21 protein-coding genes and 1 pseudogene are annotated in these 17033 nt (G+C 60.7%); 9 read left to right on the forward strand and 13 right to left on the reverse strand.

Going from position 1 to position 17033, the window contains the following annotated elements; genetic code table 11:
• Positions 1-2 precede the first annotated feature (2 nt).
• From hypB to BX591_RS34245, 9 genes and pseudogenes are all read left to right on the forward strand, one after another.
• Positions 3-917, forward strand: a complete 915-nt coding sequence (gene hypB, locus BX591_RS34210) for a hydrogenase nickel incorporation protein HypB (RefSeq protein WP_111935726.1) — start codon at positions 3-5, stop codon at positions 915-917.
• Positions 914-2068: a Kae1-like domain-containing protein gene (locus BX591_RS34215; RefSeq protein ID WP_111935727.1), complete on the forward strand. Its 1155-nt coding sequence runs from the start codon at positions 914-916 to the stop codon at positions 2066-2068. The genes hypB and BX591_RS34215 overlap by 4 nt, the downstream gene beginning before the upstream one ends.
• Position 2069: 1 nt before the next feature.
• Positions 2070-2285 (forward strand): HypC/HybG/HupF family hydrogenase formation chaperone, encoded by a 216-nt coding sequence (locus BX591_RS34220; protein WP_111935728.1) that lies wholly within the window; start codon positions 2070-2072, stop codon positions 2283-2285.
• Entirely contained in the window at positions 2282-3421 is a 1140-nt protein-coding gene (gene hypD, locus BX591_RS34225; protein ID WP_111935729.1) for a hydrogenase formation protein HypD, read from the forward strand. Before BX591_RS34220 ends, hypD begins: the two co-directional genes overlap by 4 nt.
• A 44-nt stretch (positions 3422-3465) precedes the next feature.
• The gene (hypE, locus tag BX591_RS34230) at positions 3466-4524 is read left to right on the forward strand and encodes a hydrogenase expression/formation protein HypE (RefSeq protein ID WP_111935730.1); all 1059 of its coding nucleotides are present in this window, start codon (positions 3466-3468) and stop codon (positions 4522-4524) included.
• Positions 4525-4532: 8 nt separating this feature from the next.
• A pseudogene (locus BX591_RS34235) lies at positions 4533-4679 on the forward strand (IS6 family transposase); the annotation flags it as partial.
• Positions 4680-4749: 70 nt separating this feature from the next.
• Positions 4750-4902 carry a hypothetical protein gene (locus BX591_RS36715; protein WP_167444674.1) on the forward strand — a complete coding sequence of 51 codons (153 nt, stop codon included), beginning with the start codon at positions 4750-4752 and terminating at the stop codon, positions 4900-4902.
• 380 nt (positions 4903-5282) lie between these two features.
• Entirely contained in the window at positions 5283-5810 is a 528-nt protein-coding gene (locus tag BX591_RS34240; RefSeq protein ID WP_081936151.1) for an IS21 family transposase, read from the forward strand.
• A 107-nt stretch (positions 5811-5917) separates the two neighbouring features.
• Complete coding sequence (locus BX591_RS34245; RefSeq protein ID WP_167444675.1) at positions 5918-6985, forward strand: glycosyltransferase family 9 protein; 1068 nt, start codon at positions 5918-5920, stop codon at positions 6983-6985.
• 198 nt (positions 6986-7183) lie between these two features.
• On the opposite strand, the gene BX591_RS34250 is transcribed toward BX591_RS34245, so the two are convergent.
• The 13 genes from BX591_RS34250 to BX591_RS34305 all read right to left on the reverse strand — a co-directional run.
• Positions 7184-7513, reverse strand: coding sequence for a helix-turn-helix domain-containing protein (locus BX591_RS34250; RefSeq protein ID WP_111935732.1), 330 nt, complete (start codon positions 7511-7513; stop codon positions 7184-7186).
• On the reverse strand, positions 7497-7751 hold the full coding sequence (locus BX591_RS34255; protein ID WP_111935733.1) for a type II toxin-antitoxin system RelE family toxin: 255 nt from the start codon (positions 7749-7751) through the stop codon (positions 7497-7499). Before BX591_RS34255 ends, BX591_RS34250 begins: the two co-directional genes overlap by 17 nt.
• Positions 7752-7828: 77 nt before the next feature.
• Positions 7829-7957 carry a hypothetical protein gene (locus BX591_RS37200; protein WP_276330794.1) on the reverse strand — a complete coding sequence of 43 codons (129 nt, stop codon included), beginning with the start codon at positions 7955-7957 and terminating at the stop codon, positions 7829-7831.
• Between the two features lie 28 nt (positions 7958-7985).
• Positions 7986-9203 carry a DUF3396 domain-containing protein gene (locus BX591_RS34260; protein WP_111935734.1) on the reverse strand — a complete coding sequence of 406 codons (1218 nt, stop codon included), beginning with the start codon at positions 9201-9203 and terminating at the stop codon, positions 7986-7988.
• A 12-nt stretch (positions 9204-9215) separates the two neighbouring features.
• Positions 9216-9962, reverse strand: a complete 747-nt coding sequence (locus BX591_RS34265) for a VRR-NUC domain-containing protein (RefSeq protein WP_111935735.1) — start codon at positions 9960-9962, stop codon at positions 9216-9218.
• Positions 9959-10483 (reverse strand): PAAR domain-containing protein, encoded by a 525-nt coding sequence (locus tag BX591_RS34270; protein ID WP_111935736.1) that lies wholly within the window; start codon positions 10481-10483, stop codon positions 9959-9961. Before BX591_RS34270 ends, BX591_RS34265 begins: the two co-directional genes overlap by 4 nt.
• A 143-nt stretch (positions 10484-10626) precedes the next feature.
• Positions 10627-11712 carry a phage late control D family protein gene (locus BX591_RS34275; RefSeq protein WP_111935737.1) on the reverse strand — a complete coding sequence of 362 codons (1086 nt, stop codon included), beginning with the start codon at positions 11710-11712 and terminating at the stop codon, positions 10627-10629.
• The gene (locus tag BX591_RS34280; protein WP_111935738.1) at positions 11712-12143 is read right to left on the reverse strand and encodes a phage tail protein; all 432 of its coding nucleotides are present in this window, start codon (positions 12141-12143) and stop codon (positions 11712-11714) included. Before BX591_RS34280 ends, BX591_RS34275 begins: the two co-directional genes overlap by 1 nt.
• Positions 12144-12158: 15 nt before the next feature.
• A complete protein-coding gene (locus BX591_RS34285; protein WP_111935739.1) occupies positions 12159-15170 on the reverse strand; it encodes a phage tail tape measure protein in 3012 nt (1003 codons plus the stop codon).
• Complete coding sequence (locus tag BX591_RS34290; RefSeq protein ID WP_111935740.1) at positions 15163-15288, reverse strand: GpE family phage tail protein; 126 nt, start codon at positions 15286-15288, stop codon at positions 15163-15165. Before BX591_RS34290 ends, BX591_RS34285 begins: the two co-directional genes overlap by 8 nt.
• Before the next feature lie 8 nt (positions 15289-15296).
• Complete coding sequence (locus BX591_RS34295) at positions 15297-15647, reverse strand: phage tail assembly protein (RefSeq protein WP_111935741.1); 351 nt, start codon at positions 15645-15647, stop codon at positions 15297-15299.
• Between the two features lie 81 nt (positions 15648-15728).
• Positions 15729-16238 carry a phage major tail tube protein gene (locus tag BX591_RS34300; protein ID WP_167444676.1) on the reverse strand — a complete coding sequence of 170 codons (510 nt, stop codon included), beginning with the start codon at positions 16236-16238 and terminating at the stop codon, positions 15729-15731.
• A gap of 15 nt (positions 16239-16253) precedes the next feature.
• On the reverse strand, positions 16254-17033 hold a 780-nt coding region (locus tag BX591_RS34305), incomplete at its 5' end, for a phage tail sheath subtilisin-like domain-containing protein (protein WP_111935744.1).

Below are 17033 nucleotides of genomic sequence, written 5' to 3' on the forward strand. Positions count from 1 at the left end.
TCATGTGCATCGTATGCGGTTGCAACGCCGAGTCGAATCCCGGAGATCATGCTGGCGCCGCCGAGGCTGAGATAACCGGCGTGAGCGCCTCGGACGGTGACCTGCACTATGGAACAGGTGCCGCCGGTTCGTCCGTACCGGGCCTGAGCCAGGCGCGTGTGATCCATATGGAAGCCGATGTGCTGGGTGAAAACAAACGTTTCGCGAACCGGAACAGGGCGCATTTTGCGGCACATGGTGTTACGGCGTTGAACCTCGTGTCGAGCCCAGGCTCGGGCAAGACCACTCTGCTATGTGCGAGCATTAACGCGCTCAAAGCGAGATCTCGTGCGGTTAGCGTGGCGGTCATCGAAGGCGACCAGCAGACCAGTGTCGACGCTGAGCGCATTCGCGACACCGGTGCGCCGGCAATCCAGGTCAACACCGGTCGCGGTTGCCACCTCGATGCACAGATGGTCGGCGAGGCGTTCGCCCGGCTTGATATGCATTCCGCTGCGCATCAGCGCGATACCTCGGGCGCGATCCTGTTCATCGAAAACGTCGGCAACCTCGTCTGCCCGGCGCTTTGGGATCTGGGCGAAGCCGCCAAGGTGGTGGTGCTGTCGGTAACCGAGGGTGAAGACAAGCCGCTCAAATACCCGGACATGTTCGCGGCCGCCTCGTTGATGATCATCAACAAGATCGATCTGATGCCGTACGTCACCTTCGACGTGGCCCGTTGCATCCAGTATGCCCAGAGAGTGAATCCGCTTATCGAGGTGATACTGGTATCGGCGACTCGTGGTGACGGGATGGTTGACTGGCTCGACTGGCTGCTGCCGCCGCGTGGTGCTGGATATCGCCGAACGAAGCCGGGGCGGGCGCGGCACGCCGGCGCACTGGTCCCGCTCGCGCGAATTGCAAACCCGACGCCATGAGCCACGTTGCCTATCTGCCCAAAGCGGCGCCCGCGCGGGTGCTGGCATGCGGTGCCTACCTCAAGAACAGCGCCTGTCTGGTCGATGGGCGACGGGTCGTGTGGTCGGACTTGCACGGCGACCTGATCGATGCAGCAAGCCGCGAGGCGCTGGACCGCTCCGTGGAGCAGTTGCTGCGCGAGGCGTCTGGGCCGATTCAGGCAGTCGCGCATGACTTGCATCCGGACATGCACAGTAGCCACGTGGCGCTTGAGCTCGCCGGGCGCCTCGGTATTCCGGCGATCGCTGTTCAGCACCATCATGCGCATATCGCGGTGGTGCAGGCTGAACAGGCCGTCGAAGGCCCCGTTATCGGTCTCGCACTGGATGGCGTCGGGCTGGGCGAGGATGGCGCCGCATGGGGCGGCGAAGTGCTTTGGGTCGACGCCCGCACGTCGGCGCAGTGCTGGCGGCGAATTGATCATCTTGCGCCCATCCTGTTGCCGGGCGGCGACACGGCGGCGCGCGAGCCCTGGCGTATGGCCGCCGCAGTACTGCACGGCCTCGGTCGCGGCAACGAGATCGAAGCAAGGTTCGGCCCGGCAGTCGGCGCGCAAGCGGCCCGTCTCGTGCGCACGCTGATGGAGCGCAGGATCAACAGCCCCGGCACCACTAGCGCCGGCCGCTGGTTCGATGCGGCGGCGGGCGCGCTGGGCCTCTGCTTGCATCAACACGTCGAGGCGGAAGCGGCCATGTTGCTTGAGCACCGTGCGAGTCAGTGGCTGGAAGCTCACCCCGAATTCGATACACCCTGGACGTCGCTCGACCTCGCGCCTTTAGTCGCCGAACTCTTCGCCGTGCGCGAGGGCGATCTTGAACAGACCGCGCGCGGTGCGGCGCTCTTTCATCTGGGTCTCGTCAATGGCCTGGCTGCGAGCGCCATCGTGGCGGCGCGTGCGCATGGCACGTACACCGTGGTTCTGGGTGGCGGATGTTTCTTTAACAAGGTGCTGAGTCAGCGCCTGAGCACGACGCTGGAGGAGGCGGGTCTGACGGTGTTGCGCCCGCAAAGCGTGGGTTGCGGCGACGCCGGACTGGCTCTCGGTCAGGCATGGGTCGCGGCCTGCACCGTCGAAGCTGAAATCGCGAATCAATCCACAGTCGAGGTCTGAAATGTGCCTTGCCCTGCCTGCCCGTGTCGTCGCTGTGTCGGGTGTCGAGATGGCGACTATTGATCTTGGCGGCATCCGCAAAATAATCTCGATCGCGCTGGTGCCCGAGGTTCGAGTGGGTGATTACGTCATTGTTCACGTGGGCTACGCCATCGGCATGCTTGACCCTGAAGAGGCGGAAGCGACGCTTAGACTGTTCGCGGAGCTCGCCGCATGAAATATGTCGACGAATTCCGCGATCGCGAACTGGCGAGCAATCTCGCCGCCAACATCAGGGGTGAAGCCGATGCGTCGAGGCGCTATCGCTTCATGGAGTTTTGCGGCGGCCACACGCATGCCATTGCTCGCTACGGCGTAGCCGATCTGCTGCCGCCCAATGTGCAGATGATTCATGGGCCGGGCTGTCCGGTTTGCGTGCTTCCCGTGGGGCGCGTGGACATGGCCATCCGCCTCGCACTCGATAGCGGGGTGATGTTGTGCACTTACGGTGACGTGATGCGTGTGCCGGCTTCGGACGGCTTGTCGCTGATTCGCTCCAAAGCTTTGGGCGCGGATGTGCGTATCGTCTATTCGCCGCTCGACGCGGTGAAACTGGCTATTGATAACCCACAGCGCGAAGTCGTTTTTCTTGCCATTGGGTTCGAGACCACGACACCTCCCAGCGCGCTCGCGATCCGGCAAGCGGCGCAGAAGGCGCTGAAAAACTTCAGCGTGTTGTGTTGCCATGTGCTGACACCGCCAGCCATCATGCACATTCTCGCCGCCGCCGAGAAACCTGAAGAAGGCACCGTTGCCATCGATGGCTTCGTCGGACCGGCGCATGTGAGCGTCGTGATCGGCTCACTGCCTTATGAGCGGTTCGCCGCCATTCATCGGAAGCCGGTCGTGATCGCGGGGTTCGAACCACTGGATGTGATGCAGGCCATCCTCATGCTCGTGCGCCAGGTGAACGAGGGGCGCGCGGAGATTGAAAACGAATTCACGCGCGCGGTGAGCCGCAGGGGCAATGCAGTAGCGCAGGCCGTGACCGCGGAAATTTTCAAGTTGCGGCAGTCGTTCGAATGGCGCGGTCTGGGTGAGGTGGGGGCAAGCGCCTTGAGCATTCGCCCGGAATTTGAAACGTTTGATGCCGAACGCCGCTTCGATCTGACTTATCGGGCCGTGCCTGATCACAAACAGTGCGAATGTGGCGCAATCTTACGCGGTGTGAAGAAGCCTACTGACTGCAAACTGTTCGGCGTAATCTGTACGCCAGAAAATCCGATGGGTTCGTGCATGGTGTCGAGTGAAGGCTCGTGCGCTGCTCACTATTCCTATGGCCGGTTCCGGGATATTCCTGTTGTGGCATCTTGAGTTCGCACGGCGCGACATCGTGCTCTCTTAAGGACGGCGGATTCATGAACATTCCAAAACGGCACTACGCGCGGCCTCTGGATCTGAAACACGGCCGGATCGACATGAATCATGGAGCAGGAGGGCGTCTGTCGATGCAGCTCATCGAGGAACTCTTCGTGCGCGCTTTCGACAACGAGTTCTTGCGACAAGGAAACGACGGCGCGCTGCTTCCGCCAACCGCAGGCCAGCGCCTCGTGATGGCCACCGACGCGCACGTGATCTCGCCTTTATTCTTTCCGGGCGGCGATATTGGGTGCCTCGCCGTCAACGGCACAATTAATGACGTGGCGATGCTCGCCGCGACGCCGCTTTATCTGAGCGCCAGCTTCATTCTCGAGGAAGGTCTTTTGTTATCGGATCTGAAGCGTGTCGTGGATTCGATGGCCCGCGCCTCGGTTGACGCGGGTGTACCCATCGTCACGGGCGACACCAAGGTTGTCGAGAAGGGAAGTGGCGATGGTGTTTTTATCTGCACGACGGGCGTCGGCGTTTTATCCGATGGACCTCCGGTGGGCGGCGCATGCGCGCGAAGCGGCGATGCTGTGTTGCTTTCCGGAACAATTGGTGACCACGGTATTGCGGTGTTGTCTTTGCGCGAATCGCTCGAGTTCGAGACCACCATCGAATCCGATACGGCCGCTTTGCATACACTGGTTGCCGCGATGTTGGCGGCCGTGCCACCAGGGGCCATTCACGTCCTCCGGGACCCCACACGGGGAGGTCTCGCCACCACCCTCAACGAAATCGCGCGACAGTCAGGAGTGGGCATGACACTGCAAGAGTCGGCTATTTCGATTCTGCCCCAGGTCGAAGCGGCCTGTGAACTGCTGGGCCTCGATCCGCTCTATATCGCCAATGAAGGCAAGCTCGTGGCCGTTGTCGCGCGAGAGGCGGTGCCTGCCTTGCTGCAGGCAATGAAGGCTCATCCGTCGGGCAAGGAGGCCACGTGCATCGGCTACGTTACCGAAGACGCCAATCGATTTGTTCAGATGAACACAAGCGTGGGCGGCCAGCGCGTGGTTGACTGGCTGAGCGGAGAGCCTATGCCACGCATTTGCTGACTTGGGCTGTGTCGTGCTTCGGGCCGATTCGGCAACATTTCGCGCTCAAACGGCATCTGCTGCGCGCTTCACTCTATCGCAAACAGCTCGCTGCCCGGTTCGTCGCTTGGCGCGAATTCACTGAGCTTGCCCAAGATCCGTCTCACGCTTTCTGACGGATGCTCTTTCTGCCGCCTTTACGCTGTGGTCTCGACAACTTGACAACGCCGCCCAGACGGCGAGATCTTGCACCCGTACACCGGACGCAAGGTGGGTGACGGCTGGCTCATCTGCCTCTATCTGCCGTTCACCATGGAATGGGCAGCGATGCCGGAGCGGGAATTCATGGACCTGTCGATTGCTGGCGAAGCCGCTGTGCGCGAACGTGCGAATCGATAGTGACGCCGAGACGTGAAACAGTTCGCCACCACACTGAAATGGTGATCGCACTTGCCACGGGCGGACAGATTACTTAGCGGTTACGGACGAGATTCCTTGTGTCGCTGAGGATTTGCGTTGACGTGACTCGTTCAGAAATGACACGCGGCCATGCACGCGTTCTTTCTACGACGCAAATTGGTTGGAAATTTACGTTCACGGACTCAGAACACGACATTTCTAAAAAGCCCTGACAAAAACAAAATGTTGATAATTTATATTATGTCAAATCATCTAGCTAACCACTTCACCGCGATGCTTACAATCTGTAGCGACTTTTGCGAGATTGTAATGTTTACGTTAGTTTACGCGCCCTTCAGACTTCCCGCAGGGATTCCCAGGTGTTCGCAGAGCAACGACACGGCTGTGTACATGAGTTTCTGGAGCTGACCGGCGGCCTTACGATCGCTGCGATTGCCAGAAAACTCCGCTGTTGCTCGCGGACTGTCCGCAACTACGTTGCCGGCCGCTCGCCAATCCCGTGGCATCGAATCGAACTGCTTCGCCTGCTTGCGCAAAGCGGCGCCAGCCAAACCAATCCCGGCGGTCCTACGCCGCGCGACGAAAGCCCAGTCGTCCCCAACATTGACCCTGATCCCGCGGCGCCAGACGTGCCACCGGCCGAAATCCTCGCGTGGGTCGGCATACACGCGCCGCATTTCCTTTCGAGTCAGCGCAGCTTCGCACTCTATGTTCGTGGCTGGAATGTCGTGGACAAAATCCGCCGCGCGAAAAGTGAAGGCAGATTTTCAGCCGTACTTGAACGCTGGCAAGAGCTTGCGGTTGAACTGCCGCGAATGTGGCGCGCTGGGCGGCTATTTGCAGGTGCCGACCCGCCAGCATACGTACGCAAAGAATCGGCACGCTGACGGGCGCTGAACGGATGCTTCGACTCCGATTCAGTCGGTGTGCCTTCTTATATATAATTCTCTTAACATTACAAATACATAACTTTAGCTTTCATCCGGGGAAGTCAATGGCAGGTATCGGCCGCAGAACACTCAAGAACAGGCTGTCAATTCCGCAAGCGCTGTCCGTGTCGAACATTAAACGCAATGCGTTAATGCTTCTCAGTGGACAGCAGCTTTTGATTGCAAGTGATGCCCCTCAGACCACGCGAAAACTCTTGTGGTATTACGACTGGGCGACGATCGGCGATTCCATCATGGACCTGTCGCAGAGGTTTCTGATCGACTCGCGCATAACCATAGACTTGTGCATGCCTCATGGCCCGATAGAGCTGTTTATCGGGGACGAGCGATTCCGGCGCGTGTCTCGTTCGCTGGATGATTGCGACGCGCGATACGACATGGTGATTGTCCAGAGTTTGTCGACGAAAACCATTTTCAAGAAACTCCAATACCATCCGTTCACGCCGTGGCTGTCGATCATGGCGCATCGTAGGGACGAGCGTTTTTCGAGGATTCAGCTCGCCTATGAGCAGATCGCGCGCGTTTTCAAGCCGCGCGAAGCTGGTCCGATCGAACCGGCATTGACGGTCCCGGCGCAAGGCACAAGGCGGCCGCAGCCGTTCACTATTTCGATCGCGGTCGGCGGCGGCGACAAGCGCCGCACGTACGGAAATTGGGCAGAGCTTGTGCGCCTGATTTCTTCGAGTTGGCCGGAGCAGATTCCGGGTCCGAGTTTTATCCTGATTGGCGCAGGCGAGACGGCGCTCGATACGGTCAGGGCAGTTTGCGAACAACAGGACTGCGGTCACGTCGAGTCACACATCGACCTGCCGAATGTGGCCGCCGCGGCCGAGCTGATACAGCGGAGTTCGTTTTTTATCGGCGCAGACGGCGGGTTGATGCACATCGCCGCAGCCTTGGGGAAACCCGGCGTCGCGATCTTCTGTGAAATCAAGCCCGAGTGGCGGCTCCACTCAAACTCAAAGATACGCCCTGTCTTTTCGGAGCGGGATATCAACAGCATTGCAGCGGCGAGAGTGGCCAGCGAGGTGACAAACTATTGTCGCGAACTTTCGCGGGGAACCAGCGAAGTTCGCTCGATGCGGCAACGCGCATTATCAAACGTGCGCTAGTAAAAGGACATTGCGGCTGAATAACCCCCCTCACCCACTCGTAAAAAAGCCTGCGCTCAGCAGGCTTTTTCGTGTCCACTTTCGAAGACCGTTTCCGTTACGTAGATAAATTTACGGGTTGTTTCACCGCATATGCGAAAAAGGGGCATCAAATGCCCCTGGCTTAAACCGTAAAGAAAACGATCGTTTTCTTGGTGATCAGAAATCGAGCTGCGCCGGCTTGATGCCGAGTGCGGCCGCAATCTTTTCGCGCGAGGCTTTGCGCAAGCGCCCGCTCGTTTCCTGTTGCGCGTAAGCCGATTGACTCACACCGAGCCGATTAGCGACTTCGGTTTGTGTGAGGTCTAGGTGTTCGCGCCAAGCGCGCGCTGGTGACATGTCATCGGCAAGAGCGCGGCGTACGACGTCATGCGGGATCAAGTCGTTATCGTTCGCGCGCTTGGCTATGTAGTCGGCGTAGGGGATCACCACAAAGGCCGGCTTTCCGTCCGGCCCCATGATGGTCTGAATGTTAGTAGGTGCGTTCATCGCGTTTCCTCACTTCCTGAATGTCCACAATTTTGATCGCCCCATCCCAATCGAACAGTACCCTGTAGTTACCCACACGAAGCCGGTATCCATACCTGTGATCCGTCAGGGCTTTCACGTTCTGGCAATCCGGCATCGTAGAGAGGGATTCAACGGCATCGAGAATTTGCAGGCGCGCGGGGCGGTCGAGCTTGCGCGCCTGCTTCGTTGCTTTTGGGGTCCAGTTAATCGAGTTCACGCCTGCAATTATAAGTGTTATATAAGACTTTGCAAGCGAAATTATTAGATTTTTGAGGATTGGCCGTGCAGCGATATTCAGGCGGCCGGGTCGCGGTCCTTCGGAAGCTTGCGCATCTGCGTATTGTCAAGAATACGGGCGACGACTACGACCGCAAGCAGAATTGCGGTCACGTAGCTCGCGCCGATGATATCGCCGATCGTCATCGGTTTCGCTTCATTTTGAGTGGGCGGCTCAGGTGGGCGAACTGCCGTCGTAACCGAACTCGTTCGATTGAACGGGAGCGTTTGGAAGCCCCATCGCTTTCCGGATGCGGCGGAGGTTCGCCGCGACGGCGGCCTTGCTGTTCGTGACTCTCGCGGTCGCGTGCAGTTCGCGCCAGTAATCGTTCAACTCGTCGGGCCGCACGTCGAAGCGACGCAGCCAGGCGTCCGACGCAACGGTTGTGTTCAGGAGCGGCGCGGTACTGTCGAGCGTGCCGCTTTGGATAATGTCCATCTTGTCGGCGACGATAGCGTGCAACGCGGCGTTGAACAGGACGTACGCGGGCGGTGGAAGTGGCGGCTTGCCTGGGCCTGCCGAAATGCCAGATTGCGGCGCAACCCCGGCTTGAACGATCAAACCGCCCTCGCCCAACGGCTGGCGCACGTACCAGTCGGGCGGCAGCGTCAGCGACGAAGCGCCGCCAGCCGCGCGTACGAGGTCGCCGTCCAGTGCGACGATCCAGTCCACGGTTTTGATCTTGCCGATCAGATCGACAGTGCTCACTCCCATCGGATCGCCCACGTCGATCCCAGGCCCGTAGCGACGGGCGAAGAAATACTCGCTCGCTTCGTTCGGGTCGCGTCCCATCGGTGGCAAGTTGACCGCGAAACCGGCGTGACCGTGGATTGTCGGCAGGGCTTCGCAGAACGCAGAGAACAGTGCCTGAAATACCCCCGGCCGCTGCTCAAGGAAGGCGCGAGGCACCGTGAAATCGAGCACGTCCATACCGCGATTGAGCTTCGCTTGCCAGTCAGCAATCGTGAAGACTGCGAACTCGTAAAAGCCGGTCGCCAGCTTATGGTCCGCGCTCGTCATCTGAACGACCATGGCTTCGTCAGTGGGGACTGACTTGGCGAGGCTGGCGAGTCCGGGGGCCTGGTCGAGCGGCGTGGGCTGTTCGCCCTCGCTGTAAAACCAGCGCAGCGGGCCGTCCTTCGACGGCTTTTCCCCGGCGGCAACCTGCAGAGCATGGAAATATTCGTCAATCACCGCACGGTACTGCTCAAAGCACGTCACCAGCGCGGCGCGTACCGCCGGGGTGTGGCCATCGCGAAAATACACGACGCCTCGCACCACTAGAGCCGCCCCCGTGATTCCCTTTCTGTAAGCGGGCTCGTAGACCCCAAACGGCAGAGTGTCGGCGCGACGCGGGTCCGCGACCCACGCTTTGATTTCGTCTTCAGTCATGTATTTTTTCCATCACGGGAAAACAGGCGGCACGGGGGGCGGAGGCAACGCCGGGGGGAGACCGCCACCGTTCGACATCGAGCTTCCACTGCTTCCGCCCAGCACGTCATCCATGTCTGTAGAGGTTTGGGACTGCTTTTGCGTGGACGTTTTGCTATCTGAATCATCGTCACCGCACCCGCATTCGGCCGGACCCAGTGTCACAAACTTTGACCGTGCGCCGGCGATGCGGATGTAGTCCCGCTCTTGGTTGCGACCGAAAGCGTCTGGCGGGAACTTGAACTCCACGACCTGAGAAATGTTTGATTGCACCGGCGGTTGTGTCGGATCGTTGACGACTACAACGTCGGGCCGGCGCAGGTTGCCTTGGCCCGCTTTGTACTGCGTGCGTCCTCCGGGCCAGAAATCTTCTATCCATTTTCGCAGATCGGAGTGCGGCTGGAGCGGATCGTCTGGGTCCGTTACCGGTTCGGGCGGATTGGCTTGCATGTTGTAGGTCTGTTCAGGCCTGTACTCGGTCGGAGTGCCTGTCGCGATACGCGATACCTCGTTCGCTGCATCCAGCCGTTGCTGCACGCAGCGCTGGCGCTGGATTCGCCCGTTCCGCGTGGCAACGCCGATGACTTTGCATTTGCACAGGACGGAGCATAAGACCACGCGATCTTTCTTCGACAGACGACCGTTCACTCCGACCTGTGTCGTTTGACCCTCGCCCGGCGACATACCACCGGATGCAGAGCCGCCCCCGTAGTCGCTCATGCGCCCTCGCTCCCTGGGTGGCTGAAAGTTAGCGACGACGCATCGTGGCCGTCGAGCCAGTCGGTGAACCCGTTCGCGTCGGTCTTGCCCTGAACCGTGCGTCCGTCGACGGCTCGCACGGTATATGGATGGCTCGCCACGGGCTTGCGCGTCGTGTCGTCGAGCACCTGAAAACGACCACGGTACGGCGTTTCCTGGCTCGCCTGCGAGCGCACGCTTTTACCACCGCCGACCGAGCCGCCCGGACCGCTGGTCGGTTCGGCGGTGGCGGTGCCTTGGCTGGCGATGAGCGATGCGCCGCACGCGGTCTTGTCACCCTCAGACGCCACAGCGCGACCATCGAACGTCATGCCAAGATTCTTGACATCGACGATGGGGTAGACACCGCCGCATTTCGGGCAAGAAACCTTGTCGCCCAGCAACGCCAGCGGCTTGCCATCGACCATGTTGGTCACCGTGCAGGCCAGCACACGACCACCGTGCGAAGTCGTGTCCCCTTCCCTGATGAACGCAAAACCCATGCTGCATAACCTCTCGATATTTTGTCGGAGAAATGTAGCACGCGGGAATTTTGGGATGAGCCATCCTGCTAAAACTGGTAGGGGCAAGCCGGGCCCGCTCAAGATTCGCGGCTTTTGCGTACGCTTAAGTTTCGCGACACCTGTTAGCCACCTTTCCGGAAGTGCGAGCGGTGCCGGGCAGTGGTCGGATCGTCTCGCATTTCCATTTCTAGCGCCGTTTCGAATCCACTATCGTTGATCGTGTGCGTCGCCTTCTTCACCAGCCACGGCGTTGCGTCGATCTCCGGTTTGAAGCCTGAAACGGTCACGGGCATTTCGGGGAAGGCATCGGGCCGCGCTCGGGCAAGCGTGTAGTCGAAGGTCGCCTGGCTGCGCTGCGTGCGGTCATACTCGGCTTGCGCCGCCGCGCGCGCTTCGGCTTCGGTCGCGTAGTCTTCCGGCAGCACCTTCATGTTCTTGTTGTTCTCTCCGCCAATCACAACCGACTTGCGTTTTCCTTTCGCGTTGGAGTGGTAATGCGCGCGCACACCCGCGTAGCTTTCGCGCTGCGCGACGTGATAGCGATGCCGGTCGCCGCTTGAGCGCGTCAACTCGATAACGCCGAGCGGCTTGCCGCTCACCGTCTTGCCGGTGCCGATCGGCATGAACAGCAGGCGCAAATCCTTCACGTTCATCACGGCGTCGTAACGCTTTGCGAGCCGGGTGAGAAACGACATGTCGCTCTCATGCGTCTGGTCGATGTGGTCGATCACGATCTTCGCGATTGCGGCGCCAATCGCCGGCTTGAGCGAGTGGCGGGTTGCGATCGCGCGCACGATCGCGCCGAGCGTCTGCCCGTGCCAGCTCTTTTCCCGGCGTTCGTGCATGGCGTTCGTCATCGACGCCGAGCGGGCGCGCACGGTAATCGTATCCGGTGCGCCGCTGTGTTCGGCTTCGTTGACGGTGAATGTCCCTTTGTCGATCAGTGGCTCACCGACCCAGCCGATCGATACCTTGATTTCAGCGCCGCGCTTCGGAATCGCAAGGTCGTTTTTCGAGTCGTCGAGCACGAGGTCGAGCATGTCGGCTTCGTCGCCGCGCGACTCTGAAACCGACAGGGAAATGAGGCGCGGTGCGATGAGGCGCGACAGGTCGCGGCCGTCGAGCGTCACGCGATAGTCGGCCTGCGGTTCGACGCGATCGACCGGTGCGGCCGTTCGCCCGGTGGCGTTGTTCTTGTCGGCGAACATTATTCGTCTGCCTCGTCGGCCTTCTGCGCCTTCTGTTTCACCATCGAGAGCGCTTCATCGTCGACGCGTTTCAGCGTCAGCGAAAATTCGATCTTTCGCGGGATGCCTTCGGTCGTGTGATAGGTCTGAGTCTCGTTCAGTGAGTCGATGGTGAAAGCGCCGTACACATTGCCTGCACCGTCCACCAGCACATACGCATCGCCGGCGTCGCCCATCGTCGCCAGTTCCTTGATTGACGCAATCGAGCCGACCGACTCGGGCGCGACGGTGCCAGCGAGCGTGATCGTGTCATCGCCCACGCCGACGAACTGGCTTGAGTCGCGGGCGCCGACTCGCGAGCTGGTGCGGTGTTTCCAGTTGCGTTGACGCTGCAACTCCTTGAACGGTGCCGAGGTCAGGCTAAAAACGAACTGGTCGAGGGACATCATCATGACCGTTTCCTCCGTTTATTGGTCCGACAGGCTTGATCCACGGCGCGCCTGTTCCGACCGCGTCGCGCGCTCAAGCTCGGCACGCACCATGCGTCCGATTTCAGCCGGATCCATGCCTGGCGCCGCCTGAATGTGAATGGTGATCGGGCCGAACGCCGCCGGCGCTGCATTGCCGACCGCGCTGGCGGGCGCTGGCGCCGCTGTCAGGGGCGGCCGGGTGTCAATGGGTACGGTCGGCCGAACGATCGGTACAGCAGCCGCCTGTGCGATCGCTGCGCCGTTGGCCAGCGCCGGCATGCCGAACGAGGTCGCCGCGATCGTGGCGAGGCCGATCGCCGCCTTCGCTACCCGCCCCTGTTCGCCTTCCATGCCGATCGCCGCGCCCTGCCCGATGAAGCCGCCCAGCTCGCCGAATACGCGGCTTGGACTATGGATGCCAAGCTTTTCCTTGAACCATCCGACCGTTGAATCAGCCACGCCAGTAATCGCATCCTTCACCGCGCCTAGGCCGCTGGTGATGCCGTTGACCAGGCCAGAAAGGATGTTCACGCCGAACTGTGAAAACTTCGCGGGCAGCTCGAACCCGAACCACGACAGCACGCCGGCGAACGCCTGATAGAAAAGCCCGAGCGGCGACCAGTTGAGAATGAATGCGCCCATGCCGGCGAGGCCGCCGCTGAACGCTGTAGCCCCATCAGCCATGAACGATTCAATCAACCGCGGCAAGGCGCCAATGCCTTTGGCGACCAGCTCAAGCGGCAGGAAAATAAGCCGCAGCCCGCGGCTGATTGCGTCGCCGAACGTGCGGCCGTAGCCGGCGGCCTTGCTCAGTCCGTCGCCCGTTGTGTGTAGTGGTTCGAGCAGCTTCGCAAACCAGCTCCATATACCCGAAAACAGATCCATGACAGGCGCGAAGATCGGCTTGAGTGCGGTGCCGATCGCGCCGAGTGCGCTGAACATCGGCGCGAGCGCAGCGCGCACAGGTGCGAGCCCTGCGAGCAGACCGTCGAACATGCCGCCAAAGAAAGCCTTGATCGGCTCCCAATACTTGCGGATCACCAGCGCCGCGACAGCCACGGCCGCGACAATCGCGACAATTGCCAGTCCGATAGGCGTCGTCAGCATGGCTCGGCCGGCGAACATCGCGGCCGAGCCAAAGCCCCGCCATGCGGCGGCGCCGGCGCCGAGTGCCTGCCGCAGAATGCCGCCTTCCATGCCCAGCGTCTTCATGCTGAATTTCACGATCGCGAGCGGGCCGAGTACGCCGGCGAGCGCGATGGACAGCGTGCCGACGACGACCAGCAGCGCTGCGAGCGCGGCAAGCGTAACGAGAATGACGCGGGCGGCCGTCTGGTGTTCCTTCATGAAGCCGTTGATTTTTTCGATCGCGACCGAGGTTTTATCGAGAGCCGCGTTATAGATCGGGATGATCTTCTCGCCGATTTCTTCTTTCAGGTCTTTCAGCTTCGCAATCGCTGCCAGCTCCTTCCCTTCCGTTTGCTCGCGGGCGAGACCGTCGAGATCGTCGATGCCGTAAGCGCCCTTGTTCAGCCGCTCGCTTTTGTGAATCTGGTCACGCTGCAGGTACATCGTCGAAAACAGATTCGCGCCGTTGCCGTTCGTCATGATGGTGGCAAACTCGCTCAGCACCTTCTCCTTGTCGGTGATGCCCATCGCGGCCAGCTTCGGCAACAGGACCTTCTCCATCCACTCAAACGGTGACTGGTTGTAAAGCTCGTGGCCGATCAGCGCGTTTGGTTTGATGCGCTTGACCGTTCCGGTCGTGGTGTACTCGACCGACTTGGTATCGACGAGCCCCAGCTCCACCATGCGTTTCGCAGCTCGCACGGTAGTCTTGCCTTGCATGAGGTTGCTGTACGCGGCAGACACGCCGGTGCCCGCAGCATGCCCGCCCATTTCCTGAATCAGCGGCTCCATCTGGTAAAAGAACGCGTCCTGCCGCATCTGCTTGGCCGCCGTCTTACCCGTCTGGATGAAGTTGCGCCACTCGTCGCCGCCCACGCGGCCGCCGGTCGCGGACAGCACCTTTTGAACCATGTTCGCTTCACTCTTGAACGTCGCTTCGTTCTTGGTGCCGCCGCGCAGCTCAATGACCTTGAGCATGTTCATGAACTTCTCTTCGTTCTCGTGCCCCTGTTCTCCGCCGAACATGGCTTCATTCGCGAACTTCATTTTGGTCAGCGTGGGCATAGCCATCTGCGCGTGATGCTCATCCGCGAAGATCGACATACCGTCACGCATCAAGGTCATCTTGTCGGACAGGCTCGTGCCGACCGTTTTCATCGATCGCACGTAGGCTTCCGCGTCTTTGGTCGCGCGTTCGCCCAGGCCGAGCGCCGTAATGCGGCCGCGCTCGTTCTGTACCTTCTTGGCCTCGTCGAGAGATTCATGCATGTCGCCCAGCATGTGCATACCGGTCGAGCGCGCGGCATAGCCGCCTACCGCCATGCCGGCGGCCACGCCCTGAATGGACTGCATGCTTTTGCGGGCGGTCGCCAGCTTGCGCTCTCGCTCGCTGATGGCATCGAGCTTGCCCATCTGCGCATTCATCGTGGCCGTGGTGGCGGCGATGTTCGTGCGCAGCTCGCGTTCGTGCTGCGACAGGTTGCGCGTGTCGATGCCAGCGCCGGCGAGACGTTGCCGCATCTCCTGCAGGCCGGCCGTCTGTTTCTTCTGTTCGGCGCTGAGCTGCGAAGCGGCCTGCCTTGCCTTGCCCAGCTCGGCCGTCATCTGCTGCGAGGGCGGCCCGAACGCGCGCAGCGACCCGGCCAGCTCCCTCACGCGGCCGCGTGCCGCGTTGAGTTTGGTGGACGTGTCCGTCAGGCCGCTGTGCAGCTCGCGGAATTTGCCAACGTCCTTTTGCGCTTTGCCCATGTCGGCCAGCTCGCGCCGCGTTTCCTTGAGCGAGCTGGCGAGCCCCTTGTTACCGGCGAGCATGGTTTTCAGGGGCTTCGTGATGCCGTCGATCATGTCGAACATCACGCGCAGTTTCAGGGCGTTATCCATCGTTATTCGTTCCGCTTCGTAGTCGCGCGCGCTCGCGCCATTCCATCAGCTCGGCCGGGTAAAAGGCGTCCATCGTGGCCGGTGTCCATCCGCCGAACACCGTCGCGATATCCGCCATTGCGTCTTCTACCCTTTCAGGGAGTCCAGCTTCGCTCTCATTTCCTTCGGCATTAAAAAACCGGCGAAGATACCCCCCAATTGAACGAGGTCGGCCGGGTCGAGCTGCGCCACGTCCATTTCGGTGAGCGTCGGCGTACTGATACGCGGCAGCACCTTTTGAAGCGAGGCGATATCGAGGTCGACGAGGCTCGACAGCGACGTGCCGCGCAGCTCGCCCGAGGTCGGCCGGCGCAGCGTGATATCGGTGATGGTCTGCACGCCGCGCCTGATCGGAAAATCGAGCGTGTGCGTGTTCGGGTCTTTGGCCGCCGGCGCGGTGGTGTCGAGGTCTTGCGAAGCGGTGTCTTTCGTGGTCATGGTTGTATCCGTGCGGGTGATGAATATGATTGCGAATGTGACTTATGAGGCCTGCCCGATCGAGGGGCAGGCCTGCGCGTGTTAAAGGCCGATCGCGTTGCGAAGTTGCTGCAGCAGGTCGACACCGTTGATCTTCTCGATCATGTTGATGAAGTCCATTTCAATGAGGTCTTCGCCGTTCACGGAAAGCTTGTAATAGCTCGCCACGGTCGTGATCTTCATTTCGGTGTCTTCCTTCGGCTTGGTGGAACCGAAGTCGATTTCCTTGTGCCGCCCCTTCACGACGACTTCGATCGAGTCGTAACCGTCCTTGTCTTCGGCCTGGTAGCCGCCGGCGAAACGCAGCAATACGCCATCGTGTTTCGTGATGCCGTATTGCTTGAGAACGTCCGGCATGAAGCCGCCGCACGTCCATTCGAGCTGGATCGCCTCCTGCCCGAAATCGATTTGAATCGGGCCGCTCATGCCGCCGCCCTGATAGTCCTCCATCTTGCGCGTCAGCTTCGGCAGCGTGATTTCCTTCGTTTGCCCGACAAAGTTCGTCCCGTTATGAAACAGGTTGAACCCCTTCATTTTGCGTGGCATGCCCATCTTTCTTACTCCCTGTTAGGCCGTGACGCGTGAGGCGAAATCGGCGAGATAGCGGTCAGTGATGCGCTGGCGAAGCATCAGGTTTTCTAGCGGCGGAACCGGGCAATAGTCATAGTCGATGTACGACTTGCCCGATTTGAGAACGTCGGTCGTGTTCGGCTCCGGGTCGAACCACGATGAGCCGTCGATCAGATAGCCCTGCGATTTCCACTCGCGGAACTTGCCGTTGATGCTTTCGATAATGTCGCGCGCGAGTGACGGATTCAGCGGCCCGTCGACGACCGGCATCTGTGCTTCGGCCATCGTGTCGGCCAGCACCTGCGCGGTGCGCGTGTAGTTCTCGAACGCGAACAGCGGATCATCCGAACAGGTGCGCGAGCCCCAGAAGCGATAACCGTTCCGGTTGATGAGCGTCGTCACGTCCTGTTCGTTGAGATAGCCGGCATCGGTGGCCGGGTCCTGCAGATCCCACGAAACCGGCAGGCTGATACCCGTCACGCCATTGACCGCGACGTTGGAAAGCGTCTTGTGCCAGCCGGTCGCCTGATCGATAAGCGCACGCAAACCAACGGCGTAGGCCGTGGCCGGGACTTCCACCGTCTGGTTGGCGTTGTCGTCCCACGCGAGGAAGTCCGGCCAGATCACCATGACCTCGCGCGCGCTGAACTGCTTGCGGTAAGCCGTGGCTTCTTCCTTCGTCTTCGCGCCGGCGGCGTAGATGTAGGCGAAGCCTTTCAGCGCCTTCGCCGTGGCGGCCAGCTCGGTCCCCACGGCCTGCGTATCGAGCATGGGCGC

Origin of the sequence: Paraburkholderia bryophila, from assembly GCF_003269035.1 — a bacterium.
GTDB classification, from domain to species: Bacteria; Pseudomonadota; Gammaproteobacteria; order Burkholderiales; family Burkholderiaceae; genus Paraburkholderia; species Paraburkholderia bryophila.